This window comes from Cupriavidus sp. GW822-FHT06G04, assembly GCF_058799075.1.
On the sequence record NZ_JBXALD010000001.1, the window covers coordinates 833,654 to 848,698 of the forward strand.

Annotated in this window: 12 protein-coding genes; 3 read left to right on the forward strand and 9 right to left on the reverse strand. The window is 65.8% G+C overall.

The annotated features are described in order from the left end of the window. Positions 1-78: 78 nt before the first annotated feature. From AC1RKI_RS03825 to AC1RKI_RS03835, 3 genes are all read right to left on the reverse strand, one after another. Positions 79-1,593 (reverse strand): tripartite tricarboxylate transporter permease, encoded by a 1,515-nt coding sequence (locus AC1RKI_RS03825; RefSeq protein ID WP_061958568.1) that lies wholly within the window; start codon positions 1,591-1,593, stop codon positions 79-81. A gap of 34 nt (positions 1,594-1,627) precedes the next feature. Further along, a complete protein-coding gene (locus AC1RKI_RS03830) occupies positions 1,628-2,101 on the reverse strand; it encodes a tripartite tricarboxylate transporter TctB family protein (RefSeq protein ID WP_061958569.1) in 474 nt (157 codons plus the stop codon). 248 nt (positions 2,102-2,349) lie between these two features. Further along, complete coding sequence (locus tag AC1RKI_RS03835; RefSeq protein ID WP_061958570.1) at positions 2,350-3,318, reverse strand: Bug family tripartite tricarboxylate transporter substrate binding protein; 969 nt, start codon at positions 3,316-3,318, stop codon at positions 2,350-2,352. 444 nt (positions 3,319-3,762) lie between these two features. Here AC1RKI_RS03835 and AC1RKI_RS03840 point away from each other — a divergent pair, with 444 nt between their 5' ends. Next, positions 3,763-4,257: a hypothetical protein gene (locus AC1RKI_RS03840; RefSeq protein ID WP_061958571.1), complete on the forward strand. Its 495-nt coding sequence runs from the start codon at positions 3,763-3,765 to the stop codon at positions 4,255-4,257. 30 nt (positions 4,258-4,287) lie between these two features. On the opposite strand, the gene AC1RKI_RS03845 is transcribed toward AC1RKI_RS03840, so the two are convergent. Beyond that, on the reverse strand, positions 4,288-6,057 hold the full coding sequence (locus tag AC1RKI_RS03845; protein WP_492793773.1) for a diguanylate cyclase: 1,770 nt from the start codon (positions 6,055-6,057) through the stop codon (positions 4,288-4,290). Between the two features lie 196 nt (positions 6,058-6,253). Here AC1RKI_RS03845 and AC1RKI_RS03850 point away from each other — a divergent pair, with 196 nt between their 5' ends. Beyond that, positions 6,254-6,955 carry an aspartate/glutamate racemase family protein gene (locus AC1RKI_RS03850; protein WP_492793771.1) on the forward strand — a complete coding sequence of 234 codons (702 nt, stop codon included), beginning with the start codon at positions 6,254-6,256 and terminating at the stop codon, positions 6,953-6,955. A gap of 48 nt (positions 6,956-7,003) precedes the next feature. Here the strand turns inward: AC1RKI_RS03850 and AC1RKI_RS03855 are convergent, their stop codons facing one another. The 4 genes from AC1RKI_RS03855 to AC1RKI_RS03870 all read right to left on the reverse strand — a co-directional run bounded on the left by AC1RKI_RS03855 (position 7,004) and on the right by AC1RKI_RS03870 (position 12,091). Next, entirely contained in the window at positions 7,004-8,197 is a 1,194-nt protein-coding gene (locus tag AC1RKI_RS03855; RefSeq protein ID WP_227458729.1) for an MFS transporter, read from the reverse strand. Positions 8,198-8,529: 332 nt separating this feature from the next. After that, on the reverse strand, positions 8,530-9,690 hold the full coding sequence (gene dinB / locus AC1RKI_RS03860; protein ID WP_492793769.1) for a DNA polymerase IV: 1,161 nt from the start codon (positions 9,688-9,690) through the stop codon (positions 8,530-8,532). Positions 9,691-9,822: 132 nt separating this feature from the next. After that, complete coding sequence (gene rarD / locus AC1RKI_RS03865) at positions 9,823-10,725, reverse strand: EamA family transporter RarD (protein ID WP_492793767.1); 903 nt, start codon at positions 10,723-10,725, stop codon at positions 9,823-9,825. A gap of 226 nt (positions 10,726-10,951) precedes the next feature. Next, positions 10,952-12,091 carry a TRAP transporter substrate-binding protein gene (locus AC1RKI_RS03870; protein WP_061958577.1) on the reverse strand — a complete coding sequence of 380 codons (1,140 nt, stop codon included), beginning with the start codon at positions 12,089-12,091 and terminating at the stop codon, positions 10,952-10,954. A gap of 326 nt (positions 12,092-12,417) precedes the next feature. On the opposite strand from AC1RKI_RS03870, the gene AC1RKI_RS03875 reads away from it, so the two are divergent. After that, the gene (locus AC1RKI_RS03875) at positions 12,418-14,244 is read left to right on the forward strand and encodes a carbohydrate porin (protein WP_492793765.1); all 1,827 of its coding nucleotides are present in this window, start codon (positions 12,418-12,420) and stop codon (positions 14,242-14,244) included. Here the strand turns inward: AC1RKI_RS03875 and AC1RKI_RS03880 are convergent. Then, positions 14,228-14,986 (reverse strand): aquaporin, encoded by a 759-nt coding sequence (locus tag AC1RKI_RS03880; RefSeq protein ID WP_227458733.1) that lies wholly within the window; start codon positions 14,984-14,986, stop codon positions 14,228-14,230. The genes AC1RKI_RS03875 and AC1RKI_RS03880 overlap by 17 nt on opposite strands. Positions 14,987-15,045: the final 59 nt, after the last annotated feature.

Consider the following 15,045-nt stretch of genomic DNA (forward strand, 5'->3'; position numbering starts at 1 on the left):
GTTTGCGCCAATGATACAGGGGGCCGAAGCCCCCCGCCGATTCCTGCACGATACGACCGAATGCGGCCCGCTGCGCGCCTATGCGGCGTTGTCAGCCTGCGCGCGTGCGTCCGCGCGGCCCGCATGCCAGCGCAATACGCGCGGCACCACCACCACGGCCACCGTCATCGCCAGGATGGTCGCCGAGATCGGCTGCTTGATGAACAGGCTCCAATCGCCCTGTCCGATCGACAGCGCGTTGCGCAACTGCTTTTCCGCCATCGGACCGAGAATCAGGCCGACGATCACCGGCGCGGTGGGGAAATCGAAGCGACGCATCACCATCCCCAGCAGACCAATCACAAACAGCAGCAGCAGGTCGAACCACGACTGGCGAATGCCGTAAGCGCCCAGGCCCGCGAAGATCAGGATGCCGCCGTACAGCAGCGGCGTCGGCACGCGCAGCATGCGCACCCACAGTCCGATTGCGGGCAGGTTCAACACCAGCAGCATCACGTTGCCGATGTACAGCGACGCCAACAGGCCCCACACCAGATCGCCCGAGGTCTGGAACAGCATCGGGCCGGGCTGCAGGTTGTAGTTCTGGAATGCCGCCAGCAGGATCGCCGTGGTGTTCGAGGTGGGAATGCCCAGCGTCAGCAGCGGCGCCAGCGTCGCTGTCACCGCGGCGTTGTTGGCCGCTTCCGGACCTGCCACGCCCTCGATCGCGCCGACCTTGCCGAATTCTTCCTTGTGGTTCGACAGCTTCTTCTCAGTGGCGTACGACAGGAAGGTTGGGATCTCCGCGCCGCCGGCAGGAATCAGACCAAACGGGAAGCCGATCACCGTGCCGCGGATCCATGCCGGCACCGAACGCTTCCAGTCGGACTTGGTCATGTGCACCGAGCTGAGCTTGTTGAACGTGCCGTCCGGCTGCGGGAAGAACGCGTTGAACAGCGCCTCGCCCACCGCAAACAGGCCCACCGCCACCACCACGATATCGACGCCGTCGTAGAGCTCCTGCACGTTCATCGAATAGCGCGTCTGGCCGGACAGCGAATCCATGCCGATCAGACCGATGCCGAGGCCCAGGAACAGGCTGGTCATGCCGCGCAGCAGCGACGAACCGAGCACGGCCGATACGGTCGTGAAGGCCAGCAGCATGATCATGAAATACTCGCCCGGGCCGAACTGCAGCGCCACATCGGCCGCCACCGGCGCGAACATCGACAGCAGCACGGTGCCGATCGTGCCGGCCACGAACGATCCGATCGCCGCCGTGGCCAGGGCCGGACCCGCACGCCCGTTCTTGGCCATCAGGTTGCCTTCCATGGCCGTCACCATGGTCGACGACTCGCCCGGCGTGTTCATCAGGATCGAGGTGGTCGAACCGCCGTACATCGCGCCGTAGTAGATGCCGGCAAACATGATCAGCGCGGCGGTCGGCTCCACCTTCGCGGTCAGCGGCAGCAGCATCGCCACCGTCAGCGCCGGGCCGATACCGGGCAGCACGCCGATGGCCGTGCCGAGAAAGCAGCCCACCAGGGCCCACATCAGGTTGAGCGGCGTGATCGCTACGGCAAAGCCGTGCATCAACTGGTTCAGAGTGTCCATGGAATATTCCTCCCGTTGGCGTTTGGGTGCGGGCTCAGAAGCCCGCTACCGGCAGCAGCGGCAGGTTGATGCCGAGCAGGAAATCGAACAGCGCCCACATCGGCACCGTCAGCAACAGGCCGATCGCCGCGTCGCGCACGATGCGCCGGCTGCCATAGCCGCGCGCCACGCAGACCATCATCAGCGTCGACGACAACACGAAGCCAAGCGTGCCGATCAGCGCCATGTTGGCCACCAGCCCAGCGGCCACCCACAGAAAACCCTTGAAGTTGTGCGGCGCCGATGGCAGCTCGGCATCTTCCTCAGGCATGTTGCGAAAGCCGCCGCGCACGCCCTGCCAGGTCAGCAGCGCGCCGCAGACCGCCAGCCCGATGGCCACCAGCGTGGGGACAAAGCGCGGCGACAGGCCGGCGTAGCCTTCATCGCCCGAAATGCCCGGCAGGCCGGCGAAGAAGAACACGGACAGCGCCAGAATGGCGATGCCGATACAGACGTGGGACGGTTTCATGATGGGGCTCTCGGATGGTGCTGCCACCCGCGCGGTCACAGGGCCCGGTGACGATATGGTTTTGGTTTTCGGTGTGACGCAGGCGATGGCGACACCGGGGCCCCGTGCCGTTGGCCGGCCTTGCGCCGATCACACGATCGGCAGCCGGGCGGGACGACAGGTTGATACAAAGTTCCGCGACTTGCTGACTGCTCGGGCAGCGCTTGGGGCAAGAACCGATGCGAGCGTGCCCGGTTCCGCGCGCAGCGTTACTTGGCGACGCCCAGTTCGCGCAGCGTGCTGCCCAGGCGGGCCGACTCGGCGTCCACAAACTTGCCGAACTCGTCGCCGGTCAGCAGGAAGGGCGTCCAGTCGTTCTTCGTCAGCGCGTCCTTCCAGACGGCGTTCTCGGTGCCCTTGACCACGGCGTCGATCAGCGCCTTGCGCTGTTCGGCCGAGATGCCGGGCGCGCCGTACACGCCGCGCCAGTTATAGATCTCGACGTTGACGCCCTGCTCCTTGAGCGTCGGGATATCGGCGGTGCGATCCTTCGACGTGACAGCCAGCGCGCGCATCTTGCCGGTCTTGATGAACGGCAGGAATTCCGACACGCCCGCGATACCGACGGTCACGTGGCCGCCAAGAATCGACGCCGACGCTTCGCCGCCGCCCTGGAACGGCACGTAGTTGATCTTCTTCGGATCCACGCCGACATCCTTGGCGATCAGGCCAGCCAGGATGTGGTCGATCGATCCTTTCGAGCCGCCGCCCCAGCTCACGCTGCCCGGATTGGCCTTCAGTTGCGTGGTCAGGTCCTTGAGCGACTTGATGGGCGAGCTGGCCGGCACCGTGATGACCATGGTGTCGGCAAACAGACGCGCGACCGGCGTAGCGTTCTTCAGCGTCACCGGCGGATGATTGGTTTCGATCGCGCCGACCATCACCGCGCCCGTCACGATCAGTGCATTGGGATTGCCCTTGTCGCTGTTGACGAACTGCGTCAGGCCGATGGTGCCGCCGGCGCCGCCCTTGTTGTCATAGGACGCGCTCTTGGCCGTGCCGGCCGCCACCATGGCCGCGCCGATCGAACGGCCGGTCTGGTCGAAGCCGCCGCCGGGATTGGCGCCGATCATCACTTTGAGGTTGTCGACCGCATAGGCCGGAGCAGCCGCCACGGCGGCGGCAACCGTCGCGCTGGCGACGAAGGCGTGGGTGAAGCGGGCAAGCATGCGAGGCATTGCGGTCTCCTGTCTTATTGGAATGTTGGAACGTCTACCGTGCTGTCTGCCGCGATATCCGCCATAGCAGAGACAGCAACAGCCATGGCCCGGATTCTAGAAGCGCGAAACTGTCAAAACCCTGTCAAAACGTCTGCAATCCGATCGGGGTTTACGTGATGTTGTCTGCTTTGTCTGTAGCGTGCGGGGCGGCGCGCTTGTCGTTTTTTGGCATCGGCACGATGCCAAAACAGCGGCCAAATCAGATCTGAGAATCTTTGACTTGGCGGCTGTCGGACATCTCACTACGATTCATCTCAGTTGTCTGCCAGACAGACAGCGCAGCATGTTGGAAAAAAAAACATCAGATGGACTTTCGCGCCACGACGCGAAGGCCGTTGCGGGTTGCTTCGGGTGTGTCGGTTTCGGGTGTTTCAAAGAAGGGTGTCTAAGGGGTCAAACAACATGGATACAACGATCAAGCCGTCGCACGGCTGGCCGCCGGAGCTCGACGCCGGGGCGGACCGTGGCCTGTGGAAGAGCACCGTGGCCGCTGCCAACCAGGCGCTGGAAGCGGCCAAGGGCATGCAGGCGGCGGTGGGGCAGACGCTCAAGCTGCAGCACAAGATCATGGCGCTGCGTGACGAACTGCATCGCGCCGAGGCCGAGCGCGATCTCTATCGCGATCTGCATGCGCGCACCGTCGACGAACTCCAGCACACGCTCGATCTGAGCCCCGCCGAATGGCAGCGGCTGCGCGCGGACAACGAAACGCTGCAGATCCGCCATCGCGCATACAAGCTGCTGGTGCAACACTACGCGCGCATCGGCATGCCGATCGAACCTGCCGTCTTTGCCGAGCAGCGCAGCCGTGTGCAGCAGCACATCCTGTTCCAGCGGCGCAAGGGCATTCCAGTGTCGGTCATCACCGCCGACGACATCGCGTTTCTGTTGCGCTGAACACGAGCGAGGGAGTCGCCATGCAATGCTTCATTGCTGGACCTGCGCATCCGTTGCACTGCCGGCCCGCGCATCCGTTGCGCGCACCTGGTTGCGCCCCGCTGCCTTGGCGGCATAGAGCCGGCGATCTGCCGTTGCCAGCATCGCATCGAACGACTGGCATCCGTCGATCCCGGCTTCCGCGACGCCAATGGACACGGTGAAGTGAATGCGTTCGCCGTCCGCGCCGGACGGCAGCGCATCGGGCGCCGGTTCCACGCTCAGCAGTTGCACGGCCGCGCGCAACCGTTCGGCCGTGGCGGCCACTTCGGCCAGCGTGGCACCGGGCAGCAGCACCGCGAATTCCTCGCCGCCCAGCCGTGCCGGTAGATCGACGGCGCGCAGGTTGTCGCGCAATGCGTCAGCCAGCGCGCGCAGCACCAGATCGCCGCTGGCGTGGCCCCATTTGTCGTTGACGCGCTTGAAGAAATCGATATCGAGCATCAGCATCGCAAGCGGCTTACTGTCGCGCATGCGCCGCGCAGATTCCTTGCGGAACTGCTCGCTGAAGTGGCGGCGATTGGCCAGCTGTGTCAGCGGATCGGTCTCGGCCATTTGCCGCAGTTTTTCGCCGGCCGCCACGTAGTGGTCGAACAGCTGCGTCACCACGCGCAGGCTGACAAACATCAGCAGCGGCAATGCCAGCCAGATCGCCAGCAATGGCAGGCTGATGCGCCGGAACACGGCGCGATAGAGATCGACATCGGACAGCGTCTCCAGTAGCAACCAGTTGCCGCGTTGCCCGACGCTCTCGAAGAACAGGTACTGGCCGTCGGCGTGCCGCATGCCGGCGCGCGCTTCGAACAAATCCTGCGGGCGCACCTTGCGCCAGGCCTCGCCAACATCGTCGGGCCAGCGCATGATCACGCCCCGGCGCGGGTTCGACGACGCAACGATGTCGCCTTCGCGATCCATCAGAAAGCGTTGGGAAGCGCCCTGTTCCGGCGTGCCGATCAGCGCGCCAATGCGCTGCAGATCGACATCGACCGACACCACGCCGCGAAAGCGATCGTGCACGTAGATCGGGATGCTCAGCGCGGTGCTCAGCCCCGTGCTTTCGAACGGCGCATAGGCCGGCGACAAACGGATCTCGCGCCCGGCATCTTGTCCGGGCAGCACTTCGCGGTAATAGGCAATGCCGCTGAAGCGGCGGATCAGGTCGCGGGCACGGTCCACTGGAAACGCCGGATAGGTCACGTAGAGGCCGTTGCTCGACACGAAGACGACGGCGCCCTCGGCATCGCGGGCGTTATCGGACCGTAGTTCGCGGCTCAGCCCCAGCACATGGCTGAGTTGCCGCGCGGCGTACAGATCGGCGCGCAGATCCTCGTCGCGCCGCGCGAAACCGTCGAGCCCCTTGAGCGCCTCGGCCGACACGCCAATCACGGGCGAATCGCCAAGCGGCACCGCCATCTGCCATTCGGCTTCATTGCGCGCGCCGAACGCCTGCTCGATCGCCGCATCGGCGGCCCCGGCTTCGCCGTTCTGGTAGATGGTGATCAGTTGCTGAGCGTAGTCGCGCACGAACGACAGCTTGAAGCGCTCGGCGGCGAACAGGGCTTCGAGACCCATCGCCCGCAGCGTCAGTTCGTGCTGGCGCGCAGAGACGACGCGCTCGCGCAGCGTGTACAGATCGCGCAGTCCGACGACGATCAGCAGCAGCATCACGGCGCTGAAGCCCACCACCACCACGCGCTGTGGATGCATCAGCGCAGCGCGTGGCAGCCAGCGCGATCGCGGCAGCATGTTGCGCCATGGCATTGAACGTCTCCCGGCGAGGTCCGCTTCATGAAGCTTGCAACGACGAACCGGATTGAGATCCGCTGCGGCGCGACGCCCGCAGCCTGCAACATCGATGCGGCCCTGGCAGCAGCGTGGCGCGCCGGGTCAGTGTAGTGCAGCCGCGCACGGCATGCCATCATGCACGTTGCCAACCGATATCGAGGAGACGCAACCCATGCCGCAGCATATTGGAATCGTGGCCTGCTCCGCCGAGGGCGCCGCGCTTTGCTACCGCACGATCTGCATGGAGGGCGCGGCGTGGCTCGGCGCGCATGGGCATCCCGAAATCTCGATGCATACGCCGTCGCTGGCCGCGTATGTGGAACGCCTCGACCGCGGCGACCTGGACGGCGTGGCGGCGCTGATGCTTGGCTCGGCGCGCAAGCTGGCGGCGGCCGGCGCCGATTTCCTGATCTGTCCCGACAACACGATTCATGCCGCGATGGACCGCGTGGCGCCGCGGTCGCCGTTGCCATGGCTGCACATCGCCGACGTGGTGGCCGATGCGGCGCTGGCGCGCGGCTTCCGGTGCCTGGGCATCACCGGTACGCGCTGGCTGGTGGACAGCGACGTGTATCCGGCAAAACTCGATGCGCGAGGGCTTCGGCACGTGCGTCCGCCGGTGGCAGATCGCGTGGCCATCGACCGCGTCATCATGGACGAACTGGTCCCGGGGGTTTCGACTCCGCAGGGCGTCGCCATTTTCCAGCGTGTGATCGGCGAGCTGCGCGACGCCGGATGCGATGCGGTAGTGCTCGGCTGCACCGAGATCCCGCTGATCATCGGCGACGGCAATTCGCCGCTGCCGACGCTCGATTCCACGCGGCTGCTGGCGCGCGCGGCGTTGCGTCGGGCGATCGACGGCGCGCCCGCTTGATCGCCTCGGGCGCGCGTTGATACGTCGGGCGTTGGTGGCCCGCCGCGCTCAGGCGCGTTCGGTGCGGAAGTAGATCAGCGCGATGGCAGGCAAGGCAAACCCGATCCAGCTTGCCAGCGGCCAGCCCGCACGCGCGAACGCCCACGCGCCGACCGACGACCCAATCGCGCCGCCCACGAAGAAGATCGCCATATACAGGCCGTTCAGACGGCTGCGGTGTTCGGCCGACAGCGAGAAGATGGCGCGCTGCCCGATTACGAGATTGGTGGACACCGCAAAGTCCAGCACGATTGCCGCCACGGTCAGCGACAACAAAGACAGCAGCGACCCTTCCGCACCGATGCGGCTTGCCAGGAACGATGCCGCGCCCAGCGACAACGCCAGCGCCGTCATCTGCCGGCCATGTCCGCGATCCGCATAACGGCCCGCCATCGGCGCGGCCACGGCGCCGGCCACGCCGACCAGCGCGAAGATCGCGATACCGGTCTGGGACATATGAAATGCGGGCCCGGCGAGATACAGCGGCGCAGTGGTCCAGAACAGGCTGAAGACGCCAAACAGGCTGGCCTGATACAAGGCACGCCGACGCAGCACCGGCTGGGTGCGCAACAGGTGAACCATCGAGGCCAGCATCTGACCATAGTTGACGCCGGGCGCGGGCTGGCGCTGCGGCAGCTTGCGCGCGAGCACGATGGCAAGCAGCACCATGGCCACGGCCGACGCGGCGAAGATGGCATGCCAGCCGAACAGGTCGGACACCAGGCTCGATACCGGACGCGCCAGCATGATCCCCATCAGCAGCCCGGCGGTGACATTGCCGACGGCGCGTCCGCGCATGTGCTCAGGCGCCAGATGCGCCGCGAACGGCACGAGCACCTGCACCGCCACCGAACACAAGCCGATGGCGCAACCGGCCACCAGGAAGACGCCGGCATGCGTGGCCAGCGCGGCGGCCAGCAGCGACAAGGCGCAGCCGCCGATCAGCGTCAGCACCAGCTTGCGGTTTTCCACGATGTCGCCGAGCGGCACCAGCAGCAGCAGGCCGGCGCAATAGCCGATCTGGATCAGCGTCACGATCAGCCCCGCCACTTCCGGCGACAGCTGCAGCGCCCGCGCGATCGGCCCCACCAACGGCTGCGCGTAGTAGAGATTGGCAACGATCATGCCGCAGGCCACGGCCAGCAGGGGCGTGATCCAGGCGGCTGGCGCGGTGGCGCGCTGGGCGGTGGCGGAAGTGGTCATGGGCGGGGCAATTTTGTGGGGCGGCGGTTGGGGCGCATGGCGCGTGCGCGGGGTCCGGGCGGCGTTGGCGGCGAACTGCCGCCGGAGGGAGACGCCCGGCACGACTTGGCGTCCCGACACCCGGACGCCACCGGAAGCCGCCGATTCTACCGGGACATAGATAGGCTTGTATGACGTGGGGACTCTGCGACGGCCGGGCCGGTCGGCAAGACGCGGCCCCGGCATCCGCGGCCAAGGGCGCGTTTCCCGCGGCAGCGCCGCATCTCGCCGGTGCGGCGCGGTTGATCGCGGCAGCGGGCGCAGCGCGGAGGCCGCCGCGCGGTCATCGCCGCTCAGTCGTCATCGAAATGAAACGCTTCCTGCACCGGTGCCGGATCGTCGCCCTGTTCTCCGGCCGGCAGCAGGGCGCTGACGCGCACGCCCAGCAGCCGGATACGGCGTTCCAGCGAAATCCGCTTCAGGCATTCGGTGGCGCCGCGGCGGATCATCGCGCCATCGGCAGTATGGGCGGTCAGCGTCAGGTCGCGCGTCACCGTGTGAAAGTCGTCGAAACGCAGCTTGATGCCCACGGTGCGTCCAACGTAACCCTTGCGCCGCAGATCATCGGCCACGCGCATGCAAAGCTGGGTGAACTGCTCCGACAACAGCGGACGATCGGCGCGCGGATGCAGGTCGCGCTCGAAGGTGGTCTCGCGGCTCATCGACTTCGGTTCCGACGCCACCACGACCTGCCGCTCGTCGCGGCCGTGAGCCACTTCGACCAGCCACGCCGCGTAGTTGCGGCCAAAGTGTGTCTGCAGCAGCGCGAGGTCCGCTTCGGCGAGGTCACCCACGGTCTCGATGCCGATCGCCGAGAGCTTTTCGGCCGCCTTGGGACCGATGCCGTTGACCTTGCGCGCCGGCAGCGGCCAGACGCGGACCGGGATGTCGGCGGGCGTGAGGATCGTCAGGCCGTCTGGCTTGTCCAGTTCGGAGCCGATTTTGGCCAGCAGCTTGTTGGGCGCGACACAGATCGAGCAGGTCAGCCCGGTGGCGTCGTGCACGGCCGCCTTGATGTTGGCCGCCACCTCGCACATCTCGCCCGGAACATTCGTGAGATCGATATAAATCTCATCGATGCCGCGATCTTCTATTTGTGTCGTGAATGTTCGGACTGCCGCCTTGAACAGGCCCGAGTAGCGCCGGTAAGCATCGAAATCGGTCGGCAGCAGAATGGCATCGGGCGCCAGCTTGGCGGCCTTCATCATGCCCATGGCAGAAAACACGCCGAGCGCGCGGGCCTCGTAGGTCGAAGTCGTCACTACGCCGCGCCCCGCATAGTTGCGCAGGCGCGCGTAACGGCGCGAGCCGTCGGACAACACCTCGGGTACCGCATTGCGCCCGCCGCCGATCACCACCGCCTGCCCGCGCAGATCCGGATAGCGCAACAGTTCCACGGACGCATAGAAGGCGTCCATGTCGAGGTGGGCAATACGCCTGGCGGGAACAGACATGAGGGAAAGGGCGCGCGAATACTGTATAAACGTACAGTATAGTGCGACCACGGCTGTTTTCGGAATGGTAGCCGCGATCAGATCCGCCCAACTATATGACAGAAGAATTTAACGCTAGATTTTTGGAAATATTCAATTCTTCACATCAATAACCGCGGCCTGTTTCTGCGTCATCCGGCTGACGACCAACCCTTCGATCGCATAGATCGCCAGTGACACCCAGATCAGCGCGTAGCCGATCTGCTTTTGCGCGGAAAACGGTTCGTGATAAAGCCAGATCCCCAGCAACAACTGAATGGTGGGGCCGGCGTATTGCAGCAATCCCAGCAGAGACAACGGAATCCGGCGTGCACCGGCCGCGAAGAACAGCAGCGGCACGGCCGTGACCGGGCCGGCCAGCAGCAACAGCAACTGCGTACCCGGCGCTGCGGCGCGCGTGGTGTCGTGCCCGGTGAAGAACAGCATGCCCAGCGCGATCGCCGCCAGCGGGAACAGGATCAGCGTTTCCAGCGACAACCCTTCGAGCGCACCGAGCGCGCCGGTCTTGCGCAGCAGCCCGTAGCCGCCGAACGACGCCGCCAGTCCCAGCGCGATCCACGGCAACTGCCCGGCCGACCACGTCAGCCAGAACACGCCCCCCGCCGCGATCGCGATCGATAGCCATTGCCCGGGCCGCAGCCGCTCATGCAGCAACAGCACGCCCAGCAGCACACTGAACAGCGGATTGATGAAGTAGCCCAGGCTGGCGTCGACCACCCGGTCGGCCGACACCGCCCAGATATAGAGGAACCAGTTACAGCACAGCAAACCCGCGCTGGCGGCAAAGTTCAGGATCAGCCGCGGCTTGGCCGCCACCTCGCGCAGCCAGCCGAAATGCCGGCGCCACAGCAGGATCGCACCGAGGAAAACCAGTGACCACACCATCCGGTGCAGCAGGATTTCCAGCGGCGCCACGCCGTGCAGCGATTTGATATAGAGAGGCAGCAGGCCCCAGATGATGTACGCCAGCAGGGCGTAGAAAATGCCAAGTTGCATGGGATGTGCCGGGTAGATGTCCGGTGGTGGGCGGATTCTACCGGGACGGTCGCACGGGCGTGGGGCTGCCGCGTGGAAATGCGATGCGACCATCGGGAACGTCCATTAGCGGACGATGGATGCCGCTGCGGATGCCACAGCGGACACCCCTTTTTAGGAGCGCGGCCCTCGCGACGCGCCTCTCCCACGCGGGGAGAGGACGCCACTGACAATACGCTTGCGGCGCTTACAGCTTGCGCGCGTAGCTGAACTGCGCGAAGGCCTGCTCGGCGACGTTGAACCAGGCGGCTTCGTTGTTACGGAACACGCGCCAGTCGTCGAAGATCTTCTTGAACGACGGATTCTTGGCGGTTTCGTCGGCGTAGGCTTCCTGCGTGGCCTTGAAGCACGCCTCCATGATCTCCTTCGAGAACGGGCGCAGCTTCACGCCGTTTTCCAGCAGACGCGCCAGCGCCTGCGGGTTCACGGTGTCGTACTTGGCCATCATGTTGGTGTGAGCTTCGATGGTCGCCGTTTCCAGCGCGCGCTTGTACAGCTGCGGCAGCTTTTCGTACTCGGGCGCCGAGGCATAGAACGACAGCTGGGCGCTGCCTTCCCACCAGCCCGGGTAGTAGTAGTACGGGGCCACCTTGTAGAAGCCGAGCTTTTCATCATCGTACGGACCGACCCATTCGGCCGCGTCGATCGTGCCTTTTTCCAGCGCGGGGTAGATGTCGCCGCCGGCGATCTGCTGCGGCACCACACCCAGGCGCGCCAGCACCACGCCGGCAAAACCGGCGACGCGGTACTTCAAGCCCTGCAGGTCGGCCACGGTCTTGATTTCCTTGCGGAACCAGCCGCCCATCTGCGCGTTGGTATTGCCGCCCATGAAGTTGACGACGTTGTATTCCTTGAAGAACTCTCGCATCAGCTTCATGCCGTTGCCCTGCATCATCCAGGCGTTCTGCTGGCGAGCGGTCAGACCGAACGGGATCGTCGTGTCGAAGCACAGCGTCGGGTTCTTGCCGAAGTAGTAGTAGCCGGCGGTGTGTCCGATCTGCACCGTCTGGTTCTGCACCGCGTCCAGCACCTGCAGGCCTGGCACGATTTCACCAGCGGCAAACACCTTGATGTTGAATTTGCCGTCGGTCAGTTCCTTGACCCGCTGCGACAGCAGCTCGGCGCCGCCATAGATCGTGTCGAGGGATTTCGGGAAACTCGACGCCAGGCGCCATTCGACGGCGGGATTGCTGCCTACCACCGCAGGCGCTGCCGGAGCGCTGGCCGATGCGGCGGGCGCGGCGGGCTTTTCTTCCTTGCCACAGGCTGCCAGCGCGCCGGTGGCGGCCACTGCCGAGGCTTTCAACAGGAAGGAACGACGTTCCATGGACATCTCCTCTTTTATTGATATGTATGCACGGCTGCCTTACCCCGATGTGTTTCCCGGCAGACAGGTCGGTCGATTATAGCGGCGGCATTTTGGGCACGGAGCCCCACACGGATGGGGGTTTTCGCTAGTCATTCGCACTTCTGCAACGGTTTCGCGCCATGCTTGAAAGTGGTGCCCGCTCCGCGCATGCGCGGTTTCGCAATGTGAGAATTCGCACGCTTTTGACGTGAGTTGATGGATTTTGTAACCCGGCTTGCGGTCAATTACTACGCCTGATACAACCTGACTCCCCGGCTCTGTGATGCCGGTGTCGTACGCCTCCAATGCTGCAATCCGTGCCGTTTTCCGCCCGCCTGTTCGCCCGTCGCCGTCTTGCGTTTGCCGTCCTGGCCGCGTGGGGTGTGGGCGCATGCGCGCAATCGGGCGGGCTGGTGACGCCGCCGCCACGGATCGCGCAGACCGGCGCGCCCGCCGCGACCTCGGCGCTGGCCAGCGGCCAGCCGGGCGCGCCTGATACCGGATTGCCTTCCGCGGCAGGATCATCGGCTGCCTCGCCTGCAGCGAGCGCGACGGCGGCGACAGTACCAACCGCCGGCGCGGCGTCCGATCCGCTGGCGGATCTGATCCAGGCGGCTGCCGTCGCCGATACGAAGGCGGCCAAGCCCGATAGTGCGGCCAGCGCTGACTCAACGGCGCAGGCGGTCCAGACTTCCCCAACTCAGGCGGTACCCGAAGCGCCATCCCATGGCGCCGCGTCCCCTGATGCGCCTGGCGCATCGACCGTGGCGGGCGCCAGTCCTGACGTCGCCAATCCGGATTTCATCGGCCCGCCCGATTCCCTCGCGCCGCCCCCACCACCTCCGCCGCCGCTGGTGCTGTTTCCGCATCGGCTCGGCCAGTTCCCCGCGCAGGCCGATCCGCCGTCGGCAGTGGCCGGCGCCGCCGATGCCAGCGCGCAGGAAACGCCATCGGACGCGCCGCCCGTGTTGCGTTCGCAGTTGCCGGCCGACGATCCCGCCGGCGATTCGGTGTGGCGAATGGGCTACAGCGGCCGCGCCGCGGTGGAAGATCGTTCGGGCAAGCAGCGCGCCTGTGTCGGCGGCGGCACGCCGTCGGCAGGATTTGGCCGGGGCCTGGCCTGCACCAGTACCGGCGAGGTCAAGATCCGCGAGTCGCTGGTGGATATCGGCGGCGGCACGCAGGTACAACTGATCGCGCAGGCCAAGGGCACCGATGCCACGTCGATCAACGGCAACGCGGCGGCGGTCGATCCTTACGCGCTGGTGCCCAACTTCTATACGTCAGTCAGCGGCTTGTCCGGGCTCGCCGTGCTGGACGAGGCCAGCGTGTGGGCCGGGCGGCGCGAGAGCAGTCCGTTCCTGATGTCTTCGGGGCTGCTGCCACCGAATTCGCCGTCGATGAGGTTTGGCGTGGACAACGCCAAGCTGGGTGATTTCGGCTTGAGTTATCAATACACCGCGCGCAACGACCTCAATGGCGCCAAGCTGCCCAGCTATCACTCGATCCGCACCGCGCCGATCGGCACCAATGAAAAGGGTTCGGTGCAGCTCGGCTTTACGCGCGTGGAGCCGCTGCAGCAGATCGAGGACACCGGCAGCGCGTGGTGGGCGTCGGCAATGCACGAGCAAAAGGGCGTGCTGTTCGGCACCAATCGCCTGGGATTCCAGTACGGGCAAGGGTCGCGCGTGGCAATGACCGGCTATTCGGGCATGGGTGCGGCGCTGCAGCGGGTACGCGTGGCCGAATCGATGGAATGGAAAGGGCGCTCCGGCCTGGCGGGGTCGGTGGAATCGAGCCTGCAACTCGATCATTCGAATATCGGCACGCTGCAATGGGCCGCCACGCGCGTGCGGCCGGCCTTCGTGGCCAACGACCAGTTCAAGCTAACCTTCGAGGTGGCGCACGACCAGATTTCCTCGGGGTTTGGCGTGGGTGGTCAACGCACCGCGTTCACCGTCGCGCCGACGCTGACGCTGGGCAAGTCCACCGGCAATGCCAACCTGCGCGCGTTCTACACCTACAGCCGCGCCAACGACGTCGACGGCATCACGTTCGCCGCTCCGGCCGACGCCTGGGCAACGCAAGCCAGCGGATCGATCTTCGGCGTCCAGCTCAATCGGCGCTGGTAGTCGGGGCGGCCGCCAGCGGCCAGCCGCGCGCCGGGCGGCTCTCATCGCCCACCGGCCGGGGGCAGAGCCAGTCGAAAAGCAGCGTGGCATTCACCGCACCAATTATCTGTGTGACGATAAACATCGGAACATCGATCATGCGAATACCGGTAAAGGTATTCGTGAGCGCGCACGCGATGGTCAACGCCGGGTTGGCGAACGACGTGGAGGCGGTGAACCAGTAGCCCGCCGTGATGTAGCCGGCCACCACGAATGGCACCAGCGCCGGCCGGCGTCGGCCGGTGGCCAGGCCTAAGCCGATCAGCCCGAACGAGGCGACACATTCGCTCCACCACATCGGCGCGCCCGTGCGCATCTGCATGGACATCGACAGCAGCGGCAGGCCGAACATCGCGTGGGCCGCCATCACGCCGAGCACCGCGCCGGTCAGTTGCGCCGACACATAAGCGACTGCCGCGCGCGGCGACAACGCGCCCTGCACAAGCTGGGAAAGGGTGACGACAGGATTGAAATGGCCGCCCGACACGGGCCCCAGCGACACCAGCAGCGCCACCAGGCCGGCACCGGTGGCCAGCGCATTGCACAGCAGCGCCAGCGCGATATCGCCCGCGGCAAGCCGTTCCGCGCGGATGCCCGAACCCACCACGATGGCGATCAGCAACGCCGTACCCAGTGCTTCGGCAACCAGCCGGCGGGCGATATCGGGGGTTTGTAGCGGGTTGGCAAGGGCGGGCGCGGACATGTGGACGATCGACAAAAAACCGATCGCGCAGTGTTCCGCGCCGCGCCAGGCCGGTCAAT

Coding starts and splice junctions, on each gene's coding strand:
- AC1RKI_RS03825 (WP_061958568.1), bottom strand. CDS start 1,593: ATGGACACTCTGAACCAGTTGATGCACGGCTTTGCCGTAGCGATCACG.
- AC1RKI_RS03830 (WP_061958569.1), bottom strand. CDS start 2,101: ATGAAACCGTCCCACGTCTGTATCGGCATCGCCATTCTGGCGCTGTCC.
- AC1RKI_RS03835 (WP_061958570.1), bottom strand. CDS start 3,318: ATGCCTCGCATGCTTGCCCGCTTCACCCACGCCTTCGTCGCCAGCGCG.
- AC1RKI_RS03840 (WP_061958571.1), top strand. CDS start 3,763: ATGGATACAACGATCAAGCCGTCGCACGGCTGGCCGCCGGAGCTCGAC.
- AC1RKI_RS03845 (WP_492793773.1), bottom strand. CDS start 6,057: ATGCCATGGCGCAACATGCTGCCGCGATCGCGCTGGCTGCCACGCGCT.
- AC1RKI_RS03850 (WP_492793771.1), top strand. CDS start 6,254: ATGCCGCAGCATATTGGAATCGTGGCCTGCTCCGCCGAGGGCGCCGCG.
- AC1RKI_RS03855 (WP_227458729.1), bottom strand. CDS start 8,197: ATGACCACTTCCGCCACCGCCCAGCGCGCCACCGCGCCAGCCGCCTGG.
- dinB (WP_492793769.1), bottom strand. CDS start 9,690: ATGTCTGTTCCCGCCAGGCGTATTGCCCACCTCGACATGGACGCCTTC.
- rarD (WP_492793767.1), bottom strand. CDS start 10,725: ATGCAACTTGGCATTTTCTACGCCCTGCTGGCGTACATCATCTGGGGC.
- AC1RKI_RS03870 (WP_061958577.1), bottom strand. CDS start 12,091: ATGGAACGTCGTTCCTTCCTGTTGAAAGCCTCGGCAGTGGCCGCCACC.
- AC1RKI_RS03875 (WP_492793765.1), top strand. CDS start 12,418: ATGCTGCAATCCGTGCCGTTTTCCGCCCGCCTGTTCGCCCGTCGCCGT.
- AC1RKI_RS03880 (WP_227458733.1), bottom strand. CDS start 14,986: ATGTCCGCGCCCGCCCTTGCCAACCCGCTACAAACCCCCGATATCGCC.